At 66.9% G+C, this 14,588-nt stretch carries 16 protein-coding genes and 1 riboswitch; of the genes, 6 read left to right on the forward strand and 10 right to left on the reverse strand.

The features are described 5' to 3' along the window. Positions 1-92: 92 nt before the first annotated feature. From NA11_RS40375 to NA11_RS40405, 7 genes are all read right to left on the reverse strand, one after another. On the reverse strand, positions 93-1,289 hold the full coding sequence (locus NA11_RS40375) for an MFS transporter (protein ID WP_069167414.1): 1,197 nt from the start codon (positions 1,287-1,289) through the stop codon (positions 93-95). A 252-nt stretch (positions 1,290-1,541) separates the two neighbouring features. After that, complete coding sequence (locus NA11_RS40380; protein WP_069167391.1) at positions 1,542-1,994, reverse strand: MarR family winged helix-turn-helix transcriptional regulator; 453 nt, start codon at positions 1,992-1,994, stop codon at positions 1,542-1,544. A 54-nt stretch (positions 1,995-2,048) separates the two neighbouring features. Further along, positions 2,049-2,690 carry a DJ-1/PfpI family protein gene (locus NA11_RS40385; RefSeq protein ID WP_069167392.1) on the reverse strand — a complete coding sequence of 214 codons (642 nt, stop codon included), beginning with the start codon at positions 2,688-2,690 and terminating at the stop codon, positions 2,049-2,051. A gap of 103 nt (positions 2,691-2,793) precedes the next feature. Then, positions 2,794-3,246 (reverse strand): RpiB/LacA/LacB family sugar-phosphate isomerase, encoded by a 453-nt coding sequence (locus NA11_RS40390; RefSeq protein ID WP_069167393.1) that lies wholly within the window; start codon positions 3,244-3,246, stop codon positions 2,794-2,796. Positions 3,247-3,338: 92 nt separating this feature from the next. Beyond that, positions 3,339-4,553, reverse strand: a complete 1,215-nt coding sequence (locus NA11_RS40395) for an O-succinylhomoserine sulfhydrylase (RefSeq protein WP_069167394.1) — start codon at positions 4,551-4,553, stop codon at positions 3,339-3,341. Between the two features lie 31 nt (positions 4,554-4,584). Further along, positions 4,585-5,001 carry a rhodanese-like domain-containing protein gene (locus NA11_RS40400; RefSeq protein ID WP_069167395.1) on the reverse strand — a complete coding sequence of 139 codons (417 nt, stop codon included), beginning with the start codon at positions 4,999-5,001 and terminating at the stop codon, positions 4,585-4,587. 13 nt (positions 5,002-5,014) lie between these two features. After that, a riboswitch (SAM riboswitch) is annotated at positions 5,015-5,131 on the reverse strand. A gap of 64 nt (positions 5,132-5,195) precedes the next feature. Continuing rightward, the gene (locus NA11_RS40405; RefSeq protein ID WP_069167396.1) at positions 5,196-5,642 is read right to left on the reverse strand and encodes an Rv0361 family membrane protein; all 447 of its coding nucleotides are present in this window, start codon (positions 5,640-5,642) and stop codon (positions 5,196-5,198) included. A gap of 350 nt (positions 5,643-5,992) precedes the next feature. On the opposite strand from NA11_RS40405, the gene NA11_RS40410 reads away from it, so the two are divergent. Genes NA11_RS40410 through NA11_RS40420 form a run of 3 tightly spaced genes read left to right on the forward strand, consistent with a single transcriptional unit; the run spans position 5,993 to position 9,055 of the window. Further along, positions 5,993-7,381, forward strand: coding sequence for an FAD-dependent oxidoreductase (locus NA11_RS40410; protein ID WP_069167397.1), 1,389 nt, complete (start codon positions 5,993-5,995; stop codon positions 7,379-7,381). Positions 7,382-7,439: 58 nt separating this feature from the next. Then, positions 7,440-8,330, forward strand: coding sequence for an amidohydrolase family protein (locus NA11_RS40415; protein WP_069167398.1), 891 nt, complete (start codon positions 7,440-7,442; stop codon positions 8,328-8,330). Between the two features lie 53 nt (positions 8,331-8,383). After that, positions 8,384-9,055: a class I SAM-dependent methyltransferase gene (locus NA11_RS40420; RefSeq protein WP_069167399.1), complete on the forward strand. Its 672-nt coding sequence runs from the start codon at positions 8,384-8,386 to the stop codon at positions 9,053-9,055. An 18-nt stretch (positions 9,056-9,073) separates the two neighbouring features. Here the strand turns inward: NA11_RS40420 and NA11_RS40425 are convergent, their stop codons facing one another. Beyond that, a complete protein-coding gene (locus NA11_RS40425; protein ID WP_069167400.1) occupies positions 9,074-9,556 on the reverse strand; it encodes a DUF456 domain-containing protein in 483 nt (160 codons plus the stop codon). A 265-nt stretch (positions 9,557-9,821) separates the two neighbouring features. On the opposite strand from NA11_RS40425, the gene NA11_RS40430 reads away from it, so the two are divergent. Then, positions 9,822-10,919 carry a CaiB/BaiF CoA transferase family protein gene (locus tag NA11_RS40430; protein WP_069167401.1) on the forward strand — a complete coding sequence of 366 codons (1,098 nt, stop codon included), beginning with the start codon at positions 9,822-9,824 and terminating at the stop codon, positions 10,917-10,919. Positions 10,920-10,979: 60 nt separating this feature from the next. On the opposite strand, the gene NA11_RS40435 is transcribed toward NA11_RS40430, so the two are convergent. Continuing rightward, positions 10,980-11,804 (reverse strand): SDR family NAD(P)-dependent oxidoreductase, encoded by an 825-nt coding sequence (locus tag NA11_RS40435; protein WP_069167402.1) that lies wholly within the window; start codon positions 11,802-11,804, stop codon positions 10,980-10,982. Between the two features lie 134 nt (positions 11,805-11,938). On the opposite strand from NA11_RS40435, the gene NA11_RS40440 reads away from it, so the two are divergent. Beyond that, positions 11,939-12,523, forward strand: coding sequence for a TetR/AcrR family transcriptional regulator (locus NA11_RS40440; RefSeq protein ID WP_069167415.1), 585 nt, complete (start codon positions 11,939-11,941; stop codon positions 12,521-12,523). A gap of 7 nt (positions 12,524-12,530) precedes the next feature. Here the strand turns inward: NA11_RS40440 and yczR are convergent, their stop codons facing one another. Further along, positions 12,531-14,039 carry a MocR-like transcription factor YczR gene (gene yczR, locus NA11_RS40445; RefSeq protein WP_069167403.1) on the reverse strand — a complete coding sequence of 503 codons (1,509 nt, stop codon included), beginning with the start codon at positions 14,037-14,039 and terminating at the stop codon, positions 12,531-12,533. Positions 14,040-14,100: 61 nt separating this feature from the next. On the opposite strand from yczR, the gene NA11_RS40450 reads away from it, so the two are divergent. Continuing rightward, entirely contained in the window at positions 14,101-14,535 is a 435-nt protein-coding gene (locus NA11_RS40450) for a hypothetical protein (RefSeq protein ID WP_069167404.1), read from the forward strand. Positions 14,536-14,588: the final 53 nt, after the last annotated feature.

Here is a 14,588-nt window from a genome sequence, read left to right on the forward strand (position 1 = left end):
CTAGGTGAGCCGCGGGTTCGTCGACTCGTTGGGTTGTGGGGAAATTCGTTGGCTTGCTATGTCTTCGGGGCTTGCCGGGCCTTCGAGGCCGGCTAGATCTTGCGGAGCAGCGGCAGCGCAACGATCGCGCCGACGACCAAGACGAGGCCGGACCAACCGAACGCACCGCCGATGCCGGTGAGCTGGATGAGCGGCTGGACGACCAGCGGAGAAAGGAACTGGCCGAGGAAGATTCCGGTGACCAGGCCGCTGAGGATCCGGCCACGGAGGGCTGCGGGGGCGAGGTCGCTCAATCGCAGGTTCAGGTTGGGCACGGCGAGGCCGACGCCGAAGCCGCCGACGAGCAGTCCGGCCACCACTTGCGCCACCGTGCTCGCGGTGCCGACCAGGATCCACCCGCTGCCGAGCAGTGCGATGCTGGCTGCGGTGAGGACGGCAGGGGCCCACCTGGCCCGCAGCGACGGGAAGGCAAGTGCGCCACCGACACTGCTCAGCGTTGTCGCGGCGATCACCGCGCCGACCACGGCCGGGCCGGTGCCCAATTGCGCAAGCAGGAACGGCAATTGCGTAGGCGCCATGTAGAACGCAAGTGTCACAAGGAAAGCGAGCAGGTAGAGCCCGGCGATCGGCCCGAAGATCGCAGGCCGCGCCCTGCCGTCGTCGACGACAACCGGTCCTGATGCGGTGCCTCGCGGTCGCTCCCGCAGGGCGAGCAGCGCGAACGGCACGATAACGGCCGAGGCGGCGTAGATCCAGAACGGCGACTTCCAGTTCGAGGCGGCAAGCAAGCCGGCCAGCGGCAGGAACACGACACCGCCGATGCTGGCGAAAGCCTGTTGCAGCCCGAGGAACGACGCCCGTTTCGGTCCGTCGAACCAGTCGGTGATGGTAGCGCTGACCGCCGTCATGATGCCGCCGACCGCGACGCCGAGCAGTGCTCTGGTCACCAGCAAGACGCTGAGGGCGTCGACGAAGTACCCGGCAACTCCGGCCAGGGCGTACAGCACCAGACTGCCGGTCAGCAGCGGTTTGCGGCCGATCCGGTCGGCGATCATCCCGGCGAACGGTGCGCTGATGCCGATGGCCAGCGAGGTGATGGTCAACACCAAGCGGACCAGCACATCGGCCCCCGCCACGTCCGAGAACACCTCGCGCATGGCGGGCAGGCTCGGTGCGATGACGGCGGGGGCCATGATGGTCAGCATCGCGGCCGCCAGCACTGTGCCGCGGGCAATGCGTGTCGGCGTCGCCGACTCCTGCTCCACCGCCTTCTCTAGTGCCGCGCTCATGGTGTTCCTCCTCGTGTCCTGCGACCCGTGGTCGCTTGCTGACATCGAGATTTCCATCAACGCACCGGCATTCGCGTCGGCGATTTTCACCTATATGACGCCTCGTCGACGGGTAGGTACGTACCCCGCCGGCGACGGACGTGGCCCGCGGCTATCGGACCGCTGCGCCTCGGCCGATCGGCTTGCAGCACCTCGGCCGATCAGCTCGCGGCGGCTCGGCCGATCGGCTTGTCCGTCAACCGATCGGCGCGCTCACGCCTCTTCCGCACCGATCGCATCCAAGGCGGTCGACAGGCGGGTGAGCAGGTCGACGGTTGCCGCGAGCTGGTCGTAGCCGAGTTCGGCGACCAGGCGCTTGGCGACTACCGCATGCTGCGGGTTGATGCGGCGCACCGCTTCGATGCCCGCGTCGGTGGCGGCGACGAGCTTGGCTCTGCGGTGCGCGGGGTTGGGACGGTATTCGGCAAGTCCCTTGTCCACCAGCAGATCCGCGATGCGTTGCACGCTTTGCCTGGTGATGCCCATCTCCCTGGCGATGCCTGCGACCGGGAGCGGTGCGCGCAACACCGCGCCGAGCACCTGCCACCAGGCGGCGGTGAGGCCTGCCGGGCGCGCCAGTTCCTCGGCGATGGCGAGGAACTGGCCGTTCAAGCGGAACGATGTGATCGCGGCCGTGGCGAAAAGCTCCTGTTCAGTCCTGTCCACACGTCACCTCCTGGCGATCCGGCCGCACGAGCCGGATCGCCACCTCGTTGTTCGTCATCCGACCTGAGCCGAGCGCTGCTCCTCGTACGCTTCGAGCACCATCCAGCCTGCCGGATCGGACTGCCCGTACAGCTGGTACCACCCGTCGAGCACGTGCGGCTCGTAGACGCCGAGTCGCCCGAGTGCCTCACGCGCGAACTCGAACGGCGACGTGCCGCCCGCGGTGACCAGATCACCGTCGGTCACCGCGGCTTCCTCCACATAGTTGTCGACGCCTGCATATCCGCTGTACAGCAAGAACTCTCGGACGTTGCTGGTGTGCTTGCGGGTGTCGAGCAGGCCCTCCTTGGCCAGTCCGAGCGTCGCGCCGCAGATCGCCGCGACCGGAACACCTGCGGCGAGGAATTCGCGCGCCTTCCGCGCGAACGGCACGAGTTCGTCGGTGTCCCACGTGTCCGCGCCTGCCAGGATCAGCATCGCGCTGTCGGCCGGATCGAGATCGGCCACCGCCAGTTCCGGCGTGACCCGCATACCGCCGAGCGTGGTGATCGGATCCGTGCTCAGCCCAACCGTTTTCGTCTGCCACGTGCCCGGTTCCCGCTGCCAGGTCGTCCGGTTGATGTGCGCCGTGGTGGCGCCGATCTCCCAGTCGGAGAAGGTGTTGTAGACGGCCACGTGAACTGTTTTCTTGGTCATGACAGTATTCTGTCATAGTTGACAGCATGCTGTCAATCATTCGGACGGCATCGATCTCCGCACCGGACATGCAGGGACTACGCGGCCGTGATCGGGCAGCGGTTCAGGTCAACGGCCAGCGTTCGATCGCCGTGAGATGTTCGATGTTGGCGCGATCGTCGGCATCCGCGCTCGGCGCACCGGCGAACCAGGCGTCGAGAATCTCCCGAAGCTCGGCCTGCGAGGTCGAACGCAGGCTCAGCGCAAGCACATTCGCGTCGTTCCAGGTACGGGCACCCGCCGCGGTCGAGGCATCCGCGCACAGCGCGGCTCGCACACCGTGCACCTTGTTCGCGGCGATCGACGCGCCGGTCCCGGTCCAGCAGCACACGATCGCCTGCTCAGCCCGCCCCTCGGCGACATCTCGGGCCGCCGCCTCGCTCGCCCAGGCCCAATCGTCGCGCTCGGCCTCCGACAGCGCCCCGTGCAGTACCGTGTCGTGCCCGCGCCGACCGAGCTCGGCGACCAGCTCGCCTGCCACCCCGACGTATTCGTCCGCCGCCACCGAAATCCGCATACGCCCAGCGTAATGCGGCTTCGATCGAGTGGTGGCCACTTCGCGCGCCCGACCCGGTCCCGCACAGCGCGGTGACCGAGTCGGCACGAACGTCAGCTCAGGGCGTGCTCTAGGTCGGCAAGGAGGTCTTCGACATCCTCCAGACCGACGGAAATGCGCACGACACCGTCGGTCAGCCCGATGGTGGCGCGACCCTCGGGGCCCATGGCCCGGTGCGTGGTGGTGGCCGGGTGGGTGATCAACGACTTCGCGTCACCGAGGTTGTTGGAGATGTCGATGACACGCAGCCGGTTGAGCACCTCGAAGGCCCGCTTCTTCGCCTCGTGCGCAGTCGCATTCAGCTCGAAGGTGACCACGGTGCCGCCGGCACTCATCTGGCTGTTGGCCAGTGCATGCTGCGGATGTGATTCCAGGAAGGGATATCTCACCCAGCTGACGGCCTTGTTGCTCTCCAGGAACCGAGCGATGCGCAAGGCGGACTCGGTCGAATGACGCACCCGCAGCGGCATGGTCTCCAAGCCCTTGAGCAAGGTCCACGCGTTGAACGGGCTCAGCGCCGGACCGGTATGGCGCATCAGCGTTTTCACCGGTCCGTCGATGTAGTCCTGCGCGCCGAGGATGGCGCCGCCGAGCACCCGGCCCTGACCGTCGATGTGCTTGGTGCCGGAATAGACGACCACGTCGGCACCGAGCTCGAAGCCGCGTTGCAGCAGCGGGGTGGCAAAGACGTTGTCCAGCACCACCTTCGCGCCCGCCGCATGCGCGAGCTCGGTGACCCGGCGCACATCGACGAGCGTCTGCATCGGGTTGGCAGGCGTCTCGAAGAACACCGCCTGGGTCGGCACCGACAGCGCCTGCTCCCACTGGTCGAGGTCCTCGCCGTCGACGAAGACGGTCTCGATGCCCCAGCGCGGCAGGATCTCGTTGCACACCACGAAGCAGGACCCGAACAGGCTGCGCGCGGCCACCAGTCGGTCGCCGGCGCCGAGCAGCGCGCCCAAAGCGGTGAATACCGCGGACATTCCGCTCGCGGTGGCGAAACACGCCTCGGCGCCGTCGAGCAGCCGCATCCGCTCCTCGAACATGGCGACCGTCGGATTGCCGTACCTGGAGTAGACGAAATGCTCGACGTCGCCGGTGAATGCCGCCTCGGCGGCCTCCGCGCTCTCGTAGACGAAGCCGGAGGTCAGATACAGCGCCTCGGAGGTTTCCTCGAAACCGGAGCGCCGCAACCCGCCGCGCACGCCGAGCGTGCCGGGGCCGACGCCCTCGGGCAGCGGCTTGTCGAACGCACCACCGGTGATCATGACCGCCTCCCGGCAGCGCTACAGCACCCACTCATGACTGCCGCCACGGCAATCCGAGGGCGCGCCAGCCGGAGCCGCCGCGATGCCCGTGCTCGTCGAGCGGACCTTCGAAGCCCTCGAGCACGTTGTAGGACGTGCCGAAGCCCGCGTTGGTCGAGGCGATGGCCGCGCCGATGGAGCGCTGGCCGGACCGACAGAGGAAGATCACCGGCGCCTCGGGGTTGTGCCCCTCCAGCTCCTTGACCAGCTCGTCGGTGAACTCGCTGTTGCGGGTGCCGGTGGCGTCGACCCACTCGATCAGCACGGTCTCCCGCTCGATCGAACTGGTGTCGGGCACGCCGACGAACTTCCACTCGGCGGCAGTACGCACGTCGACCAGAATGGCTTCCGGATTGTCCCGCAACAGGTCCCATGCCTGCTGTGGGGTGATGTCACCGGCATAACTCATGTGGACCTCCTAGAATCCGCACTTGCCGCGCTCAGGTTTGACGCACGGCCAGGTCGTCACCCGGAGCACCCCACCGCGGAGGAGGGTTGCCGACCAGTATTGCCGGGGCTTGTCACTGGTTCTCATGACCTTCGATTGAGATTGCCTGGACAGGGGTCAACCTGTCAAACGGCTGTTCAAGAGGTGAGAAGCGCTTATGTGCAGACCAGCCATTTGTTGCCGGATCGGGTCAGATTCCACGTCGCGGTCTGCTCGACACCGTCGACCTTGGTCGTCACCGTCGCCTTCGCCCGGTCGCCATCGACCATCGGATCGACGAGTTTCGTGATTTCCACGGTCTTTCCGCGCCCGGATCGTCCGGCCAGCGGCGATCGCTCCGGCACGAAGCCTTGGCATCCCGTGCCTGGTGGGGGCACTGCCTCGGTTTGGTTGGCGCCCTCGACGAAGCCGCGCACCGCCGCCGCGATCCGGTCGGATTCTGTGACATTTTTCTCAGCGGGCGACAGCACCCCGCCGAGAATGATCGCGCCGAGCACGAGCACCGCGACAACGGCCGCCGCGACGAACGGCGCGACCGACCGTTTGTCGGTCTGATCGACCACGATGACCTCGTCGTCCTCGGGCGGTTGCTGATCGCTCATAACGACGATGATCCCTGGTCGGCCCGGTTATCCGGCGACCGCCCCCGCAGGACGCGGCGGCCTGCGCGGATACGGGCGACACCGCGAGGTGATCTGCGCACGCGCAGTGGGTAACCGGGATGGAACGGGCAGTGCGGCATCCACTCAGTTCACGCACCGCCCGGGGCCGCGCTCGCCATCACCGATAGAATCGCGGGACTGCGGCCTGCTGTCATAGCCGCGGCAGGAGTGGCCACGAGCCGACGACTCCGGTGTCCGCATCGACAGGTGCAACCAGCCAGCGCGTAACTTAGCCTAGGCTAAGGAAGACGCCGTAATTGTTCTCGACCAATAAAGGGTGCGCGTAAAAGATGACCGAACAGAGTGCAGGTTCCCGCCCGCTCCGCATCGCCATCGTTGGCGCCGGACCGGCCGGTATCTACGCCGCAGACGCCCTGATGAAGTCCGATGCCGAAGTGAGCATCGACCTCTTCGAGCGGATGCCCGCGCCGTTCGGGCTGATTCGCTACGGCGTCGCACCGGACCATCCGCGCATCAAGGGCATCATCACCGCCCTGCACAAGGTCCTCGACAAGCCGCAGGTCCGCCTGCTCGGCAACATCGACTACGGCACCGACATCACCCTCGACGACCTGCGCAGCTTCTACGACGCGGTCATCTTCTCCACCGGAGCCAACGCGGACCGCGCACTGGACATCCCCGGCATCGGGCTCGACGGTTCCTACGGCGCCGCCGATTTCGTGTCCTGGTACGACGGGCACCCGGACGTGCCGCGCACCTGGCCGCTGGACGCGGAGAAGGTCGCCGTGCTCGGCGTCGGCAACGTCGCCCTCGATGTGGCGCGCGTGCTGGCCAAGACCGGTGACGAGCTGCTGCCCACCGAGATCCCGCCGAACGTCTACTCCGGCCTCAAAGCCAACAAGGCGGTCGAGGTGCACGTGTTCGGCCGCCGCGGACCGGCGCAAGCCAAGTTCACGCCGCTGGAGCTGCGCGAACTGGACCACTCGCCGACCATCGAGGTCATCGTCGATCCCGAGGACATCGACTACGACGAAGGCTCCGAGGCGGCGCGGCGCCACTCCAAGCAGGTCGACATGATCGCGAACACCCTGGAGCAGTGGGCGATTCGCGACGTCGGCAACCGCCCGCACAAGCTGTTCCTGCACTTCTTCGAGTCGCCCTCGGAAATCCTCGGCGAAGACGGCAAGGTCGTCGGCCTGCGCACCGAGCGCACCCAGCTCGACGGCACCGGCAACGTCAAGGGCACCGGCACCTTCAAGGAATGGGACGTGCAGGCGATCTACCGTGCCGTCGGTTACCTGTCGCAGAACCTGACCAACCTGCCGTTCGACGATCAGGCGGGCACCGTGCCGAACGAGGCGGGGCGCGTCATCGCCGACGAGAACGCCGACGGCGCCGACCGCTACATCCCGGCCACCTACGTCACCGGCTGGATCAAGCGCGGCCCGGTCGGCCTCATCGGCCACACCAAGGGCGACGCCAACGAGACGGTGGCCTGCCTGCTCGACGACAGCGCGAACTTCACCCCGGCCGAACGGCCCGAGCTCGACGCCGTCACCGAGTTCCTGGAGAGCAAGGGCATTCCGTTCACTACCTGGCAGGGGTGGTACCGCCTCGACGCGCACGAGCGTTCCCTCGGCGAGCCCGAAGGGCGTGAACGCGTCAAGGTGGTCGAGCGCGAAGACATGCTCAGGGCCAGCGAACCGCACAAGGTCTAGTCCTGCGGCTGTTAGCTCTGCGGCAGCAAAAAAAGCTTTACTGAGGCATTCTGTACAGGTGTTCGACGCCCATGTCCACATCTTCGACCCGAGGTTTCCTCTGGTCGAGAACGAGGGCTACCTGCCCGACCTGTTCACCATCGCCGACTATCGAAAGCGCATGTCGCGCTTCGACGTCGGCGGTGGTGCCGTGGTCAGCGGGTCTTTTCAGGGCACCGATCAAACGTATCTGAAGGCGGCACTCGCCGAGCTCGGCGCGGGGTGGGTCGGGGTGACCAGGCTCGATCTCGATGCCACCGATGCGGAGATCATCGAGCTCGACCGCATCGGCGTGCGCGGCCTGCGCTTCAACCTCAAGCGGGCCGCCGCCGACATCACCGGGATGACCTTGCAGGCGTTGCGTGCCCATGAGCTCGTCGGCTGGCATGTCGAGGTGTACATCGACGGCCAGATGCTCGCGTCGTTGCAGCCGGTGATCTCCAAGCTGCCTGCCTTCTCCATCGATCACCTCGGCATGTCCGATGAGGGCCTGCCCTATCTGCTGGATCTGGTCGACCGCGGCGCCAAGGTCAAGGCGACAGGTTTCGGCAGGGTTGCCCTCGATGTCGCCGAGACGCTGCGCCGCATCCACACCGTCAACCCCGAGGCCCTCATGTTCGGCACCGACCTGCCGGGCACCCGCGCAGGCCGCCCCTTCGAGGACGCCGACGTCAACCTGATCTGCGACGTCGTCGGCACCGACATGTTCGCCGTCCTGGAAGACAACGCCCGCGCCTTCTACCGACTCCCGGCCCGGGTCCGCGAAGCCCCCACCGACCCCATCCCAACCCTCCCCCTACACCGCACCGAACAACCAACCCTCCCCATCCGCCGCGACGACCTCCCCGGCCCCGCCGCCGCAGTCACCCTCCCCCTACCGATCATCGAGCAAGACCGCCGACCAACGTAATCGACCAGCGCCGAACAAGTTTCGCAGCGAGCGGGGAAGCCACGGTGTCGGACATGCCCGACAGAAACGATGTCGATCAGCAGGATATCTGGGACCAGTTGCACAGGGAACGCGCAATAGATGAGCGGAGCTCGTCCCAAGTCGAACTGAGCACCATGCTGTTGGACAGCCTGCATCCGCATGCCGGGAAGTCCTTGCTGGAACTCGGCTGCGGCCAGGGAGCCGACTCGGTCTGGTTCGCCGAGCGCGGTGTTCGGGTGTGTGCAGCAGACTTTTCCGGGACGGCCATCCACAAGGCCGAGCGGACAGCGAAATCTGCTGGCGTGGATATCGAATTCCGTGCACACGACCTGAGCAGCGGACAGCTGCCGGTCTTCGGCACGGATCTGTTCGATGCCGTGTACGGCCATTTGTCGTTGCACTACTTCACAACTGCCGCCACTACCCGCCTTGTTGCCGCGATAGCTCGAGCACTGCAGCCGGAGGGATTCCTCGCCTTCGCGGTGAAGTCCGTCAACGACCGGCTCTATGGAGAGGGAGAAGAGCTCGGCGAGAATACCTTTCGACGACACGGTCACCTACGGCACTTCTTCTCGACCACCTATGTCGAACAGCTGTTGGCTGACTGGGAGATCCGCTGTCTCGATGAGCGATCCGCGTTCTATCAGAGTGCGCAGCCGAGTTCCATCATTCACGTGCTCGCCAAGAAGCGCTGTGCGGCATAGGGTTTCAGATATCGGGGGTCAGGTGGCGATGGCGCCGATCAGCCAGACGCCGGTGGCGAGGAGGGCGCCGAAGAGTTCGATGAGCATGGAGAGGCCGACGCCTTTGAGGGCGTGCATTGTTGCCTGCCAGGCTTGTTGGCCGGTGCGGAGGCGGTGCAGTTCCGAAAGGAACACGCCGAGCACGAATCCGACGAAGAGGCCGACGACCGGGATCACGAAGAAACCGATGATGCCGAGGATCGCACCGAGCGCCAGTGCACGGTTGGAGACGCCCGCGTCCTTCATCTTTCGGCCGGGCCAGGTGTACTTGATGACGCCGGACAACACGAGCAGGACCGTGCTGATGGCGAAGACGGTCCACGCCGTCGCCCCGCCGGTCATGAAGGCCCACACGGCGATTGCGCCGAAGATCAGGATGACGCCGGGCAGGATCGGGACGATGACGCCGAGCAGGCCGACCAGGATGACCAGGCCGACGACGATCTCCCCAGCAACACTCATGACTCCACCTCACTGCGCCCGCGCACCGGTCGCTTCTGCGATTGTCGCGCTGCTGGGATTGTGTCCTACCTGCCGCCGCCACGCACCGCGAAGGCGCTCGAACGCGCCGAAGGTCCTCGCCGAGCGGATGGCCGGTGGCAGGCTTCGCTGCCGGTGCCGGTGCCCAGGGGCGGGCGTTATTGTCATACTGTCAATACACCCTCCGGGCCTGCCGGAGGAAGCGCCGGGGCGCCGGTGCTGGATCAACGACGAACCGAGGTAGGGCGTGAGCACTCCATCCACCGCCGTCAAAGGCCCGCTCGCGGGCATCAAGGTCATCGAGCTCGCCGGGATCGGGCCTGGTCCACACGCCGCATTGCTGCTGGCCGATCTGGGCGCCGACGTGGTGCGGGTGCAGCGGGCCGGGCAATTGCCCGGCGGATTCGACCGACCGCAGCTGCGCGGGCGGACCATCGTCGAGGCCAATCTGAAGGATCCTGCCGATATCGAGAAGGTGCTCGGCCTCATCGAGAAGGCGGATGTGCTCATCGAGGGCTTCCGACCCGGCGTCACCGAACGGATGGGGCTCGGCCCGGATGACGCGCTCGCCCGCAACCCCCGGCTGGTCTACGGGCGGATGACCGGCTGGGGCCAAGAGGGTCCGCTGGCCGATCGCGCGGGCCACGACATCAACTACATCTCGATCACCGGCGTGCTGCACGCCATCGGCCGCAAGGGCGAACGCCCGGTGCCCCCGCTGAACATGGTCGGCGACTTCGGTGGCGGCTCGATGTTCCTGGTGTTCGGCCTGCTCGCCGCGCTGGTCGAGCGGCAGACGTCCGGCAAGGGCCAGGTCGTCGACGCGGCGATGGTCGATGGCGCGCTTGCCCTTTCGCACATGATCTGGGGCATGCGCGGGCACGGCGCCTGGTCCGACGAGCGCGGCGTGAACCTGCTCGACACCGGAATGTCGTTCTACGACACCTACGAAACCGCCGACGGCAAGTACATGGCGGTCGGCGCGATCGAGCCGCAGTTCTATGCACAGCTGCTCGCGGGATTGGAGATCGATCCGGAGGGTTTGCCGTACCAGATCGACCCCGCCGGTCAGGAAACGCTGAAAAAGCTGTTCACTGAACGCTTCCGGTCCAAGACCAGGGACGAGTGGGCCGCGATCTTCGTCGGCACCGATGCCTGCGTCTCCCCCGTCCTCACCTTCGAGGAAGCCACGAAGAACGAACACCTCACGGCCCGTGGCTCGTTGATCGACGTCGACAACATCACCCAGCACGCGCCGGCGCCACGCTTCTCGCGCACGCCGAACGGCACGCCGACCCCGCCGCCGACCGTGGCGACGCCGATCGAATCCGTCTGGGCGAGCTGACTTCTCGCCTCGATCGCAGGCCCCCGGCAGCTGCCGGGGGCCTGCGTCGTTTCGGGTGGATCACGCGGGGACACGGTCCGTGGTGATCGGCCGACCACCGTCGGCCACTCCGCGGGTGACCAGCTTGGCGATCCTGGCGACCAGCGTGCGCGGGCGGCGCGGCATCAGATGTGCGGCAGCGAAGTTCGCCCGTCCCGGCACGATGTAACCCTTGTTGCGCTCCAGTGCGCGCAGCGCAGCGTTGACGACGTCCGCAGCGGTGCCCAACCGGCCGCCGATGGCGGCATCACGGGTACCGACGACATCGAAGAACGCGGTCTCGGTCGGGCCTGGGCAGACGGCGAGGACTTTGATGCCACGTCCGTGGTACTCACTCCACAGCGCGAGACTGAAGTTCAGCACGAACGCCTTTCCGGACGCGTAGGTCGCGAAGTACGGCGCGGGCTGCAGCGCGGCGGTCGAGGCGACGTTGACGATCTCGCCGCTGCCGCGCGCGAGCATCCCGGGAATCAGGCGACGGGTGAGCCCGGACAGCGCAACGACATTGACCATCAGTTGCTCCTGTTCGCGATCGGCGTCCAGGTCTTCGAAGCGGCCCGCGCTGCCGAAGCCGGCGTTGTTGATCAGGATGTCGACCGAAAGCTCCCGCGCAGCAAGTTCGTTCGCGACCCGAGCGGCAGCGTCGGGCGCGGTGAGGTCTTGGCCGATCACCTCGACTCGGCCGCCGTGGCGCTGGCGAAGTTGCGCCGCAAGAGCTTCCAGTCGCGGTAGCGAGCGGGCGACGAGGACGAGGTCGTGGCCACGGGCGGCGAGCGCGGCGGCGAACTCTGCGCCGATGCCCGACGATGCGCCGGTGACGAGGGCGGTCTTGCCTGAGCGGGTCATGTCTAACTCCTCGAGTATGTGTGCAACATTAGAGTAGCCCTTTATTCATTAATTGCAACATCGATGTTGCAGTTAATATAGAAACCGCAGCTCACATGTACTATCTCGAAGAGAAACCAGCGAACAGGAGTCCCATGCCGCCCACGTCCGCACGACCGCTGCGCGCCGACGCCGAACGCACCGTGCGCGTCATCCTGGACGCGGCCGAGCGCGTATTGAGCGAAAACCCGCACGCCACACTGGAACAGATCGCCGAGGCCGCCGGGGTCGCCCGCACGACGGTGCACCGCCGCTTCGCCAACCGCGAGGATCTGTTGCGCACCATGGCCGTTGCGGCATGGCGGCGGATCGCCGCGGCAGTGGACGCCGCCCGACCGCAGACGGCGCCGCCACTGGTTGCGCTGCACCAGGCCACCGCCAATGTCATCGAGATCAAGTACGGTGCCGCCTACGCGCTCGAACGCGTGGACAGCACCGATCCCGAAGTCGCGGCCCTACAGTCGGACGTCTACGCCAAGTGCGACGCGGTGTTCGCCAGAGCCCAAGCCGATGCACTCATCGCCGCCGACACCGATCTGGCCTGGGCCCGGCGGGTCTACCTCGCGCTGATCGCCGAAACCGTGCACGGCAACACAACATTGGACGGCAACGCCGACCCGGACACCCTCGCGCGTCGCGTCATCGACACGCTCATGAACGGCATCGGCCACCGCCGGTAGCCACAGCTCAGTAGCAGGTGAGCGGCTGCAGCGGATCGGCAGCGCGCGGCGTCAACGCCTCGTAGGCGGCCGCCATCGCCTTGACCGCCAGCCGCAGTTCGGGCTCCTGGTGGGTGAAGGGCAGTCGAATGAACCGCTCGAAAGCGCCTTGCACCCCGAACCGTGGTCCGGCAGCCAGCAATACGCCGTGGTTCGGCGCGGTTGCGGCCAGCGCCGTCGACACCGGAGCAGGCAGCTGAGCCCACACCGACATGCCACCGGCACCGAAGGTCGGCCGCCAGTCCGGCAGTTCCTCGGCGAGAGCCTCGATCAGCGTGGCACGCTGCGCACGCAACTGGCTGCGGCGACGCTCGAGGATGGCGCCCGCATTGGCGAGCAGGTGCACGGTGGCCAACTGGTCCATCACCGGCGTACCCAGGTCGACCGTGGACCGGATGCCGAGCAGCTTGGTGATCAGCGGCTGATTCGTGCGGATCCAGCCGACCCGCAGGCCGCCCCAGAACGACTTCGACGCCGAGCCGATGGTGACGATCTCGTTGCCCTTGGCGAAGGCGGCGACCGGCGGCTGCAACTCGTCGCTGGAGAGGTCGAGGTCACCCATCGACTCGTCGACCACGATGGTCATCCGGGTTTCCCTGGCGATGGCGGCCAGTTCCGCGCGACCCTCCGCATCGAGCAGCAGCCCGGTCGGATTGTTGAAGTCGGGCACCAGATACGCCAGGGTCGCCGCGGTTTGTCGTGCGGCACTGCGGATTCCGTCGAGATCCCAGCCCTTGTCCGGATGCTCGGGGCGCAGCGGCACCGGCACAGGGCGGGCGCCGACATCGCGGATCGCCTCGATGGCGTTCGGGTAGGTGGGGTGGTCGATGAGCACCCTGGCCGCGGGTGCGGTCAGGACGTTCAACAGCAGCCGCAGACCGTGCTGGGCGCCGAGGGTGACCAGGATCTGGTCCGGATCGGTGGCAAGGCCGCGCGCGGTGAAGCGGCGGGCGATCGCCTCGCGCAACGCGAGCACACCGACCGGGTCCATACCGTGCGTCCCCAGGTAGGCCGGAATGCCTTCCAGCGCAACCGAGTACGCTTCCTGCATCTCCATCGGGGCGGCCATCGCGGCGTAGGTCATGTCGATGGTCGGCAGCTCGGAGGCCCCCATCATCGCCAGGATGCTCCTGGCCGGCTTGCTGCCGTCGTGCTGCACGTCCCGCGGCAGCGCGACCGTGCTGCGCGACCCTTGTCTGCTGATCAGGTAGCCGTTTTCCCGGAGCAGCGAATACGTCGAGGTGATCGTCGTGCGGCTGACCCCGAGGGTGGCGGCGAGGTCACGCTCGCTCGGCAACGCCACGCCGAGCGGCGCCCGCCCGTCGTGGATCAGCAGCCGAATGCCTTCGGCGAGTGCGAGATACGCCGGGCGCGCGGACCGCCGCGCCGACGCCACGCTCTCGCCGTCCGCATCGATACTCCGCCACCGGCCAAGGTCGCGGGCCAGGGTGCCCGCGCCGATCACTCTCGTCGCCATACAGTCCAGTATTGAGGGATTGGATATTTAAAGCAAGGCCAGTCGCGCGCAAGCTGGGTACATGAGCACCTTTGCCGCCTTGCTGATCGTCGCCGTCTTCGGCTACGCCATCTATCACTACCTGCCCAGGGGCGCCGAACGGGCGTTCCGGCTCGAGCGTTTTCATCCGCGCACCCCGATGTCCGACTGGAGTACCTCGTACTACGAGGACCAACGCCGCTACTCGGATCTGGCCGCGATCTACGGGCGCAGCGACCTGCCCGACACCAGGCCTGCGCTCGACCCGACCACCGATGAGCTCGCACAATCGGCGCAGGCTTCAGGCGAAGACGCCGCGGCGCAGCCAACGAAATCGCAAGTAGTCCAGAGCATTTGCGACGCCAGGTCGGCCGAAGGCACGGGCAGCGGTGCGGCGCGAAAAGCCGCGACCCGCGACGGCGTCCGACAGCTCGGTCCCCTCGCTGACCGAAGCACACTTGGAATCAAGGCCAGTTGAGTAAAACTGGACTGGTATCTGTGTACTTGTCGGTGCCCCGGTGCACACTGGCA

Source organism: Nocardia altamirensis NBRC 108246 (assembly GCF_001612685.1).
Classification (GTDB): Bacteria; Actinomycetota; Actinomycetes; order Mycobacteriales; family Mycobacteriaceae; genus Nocardia; species Nocardia altamirensis.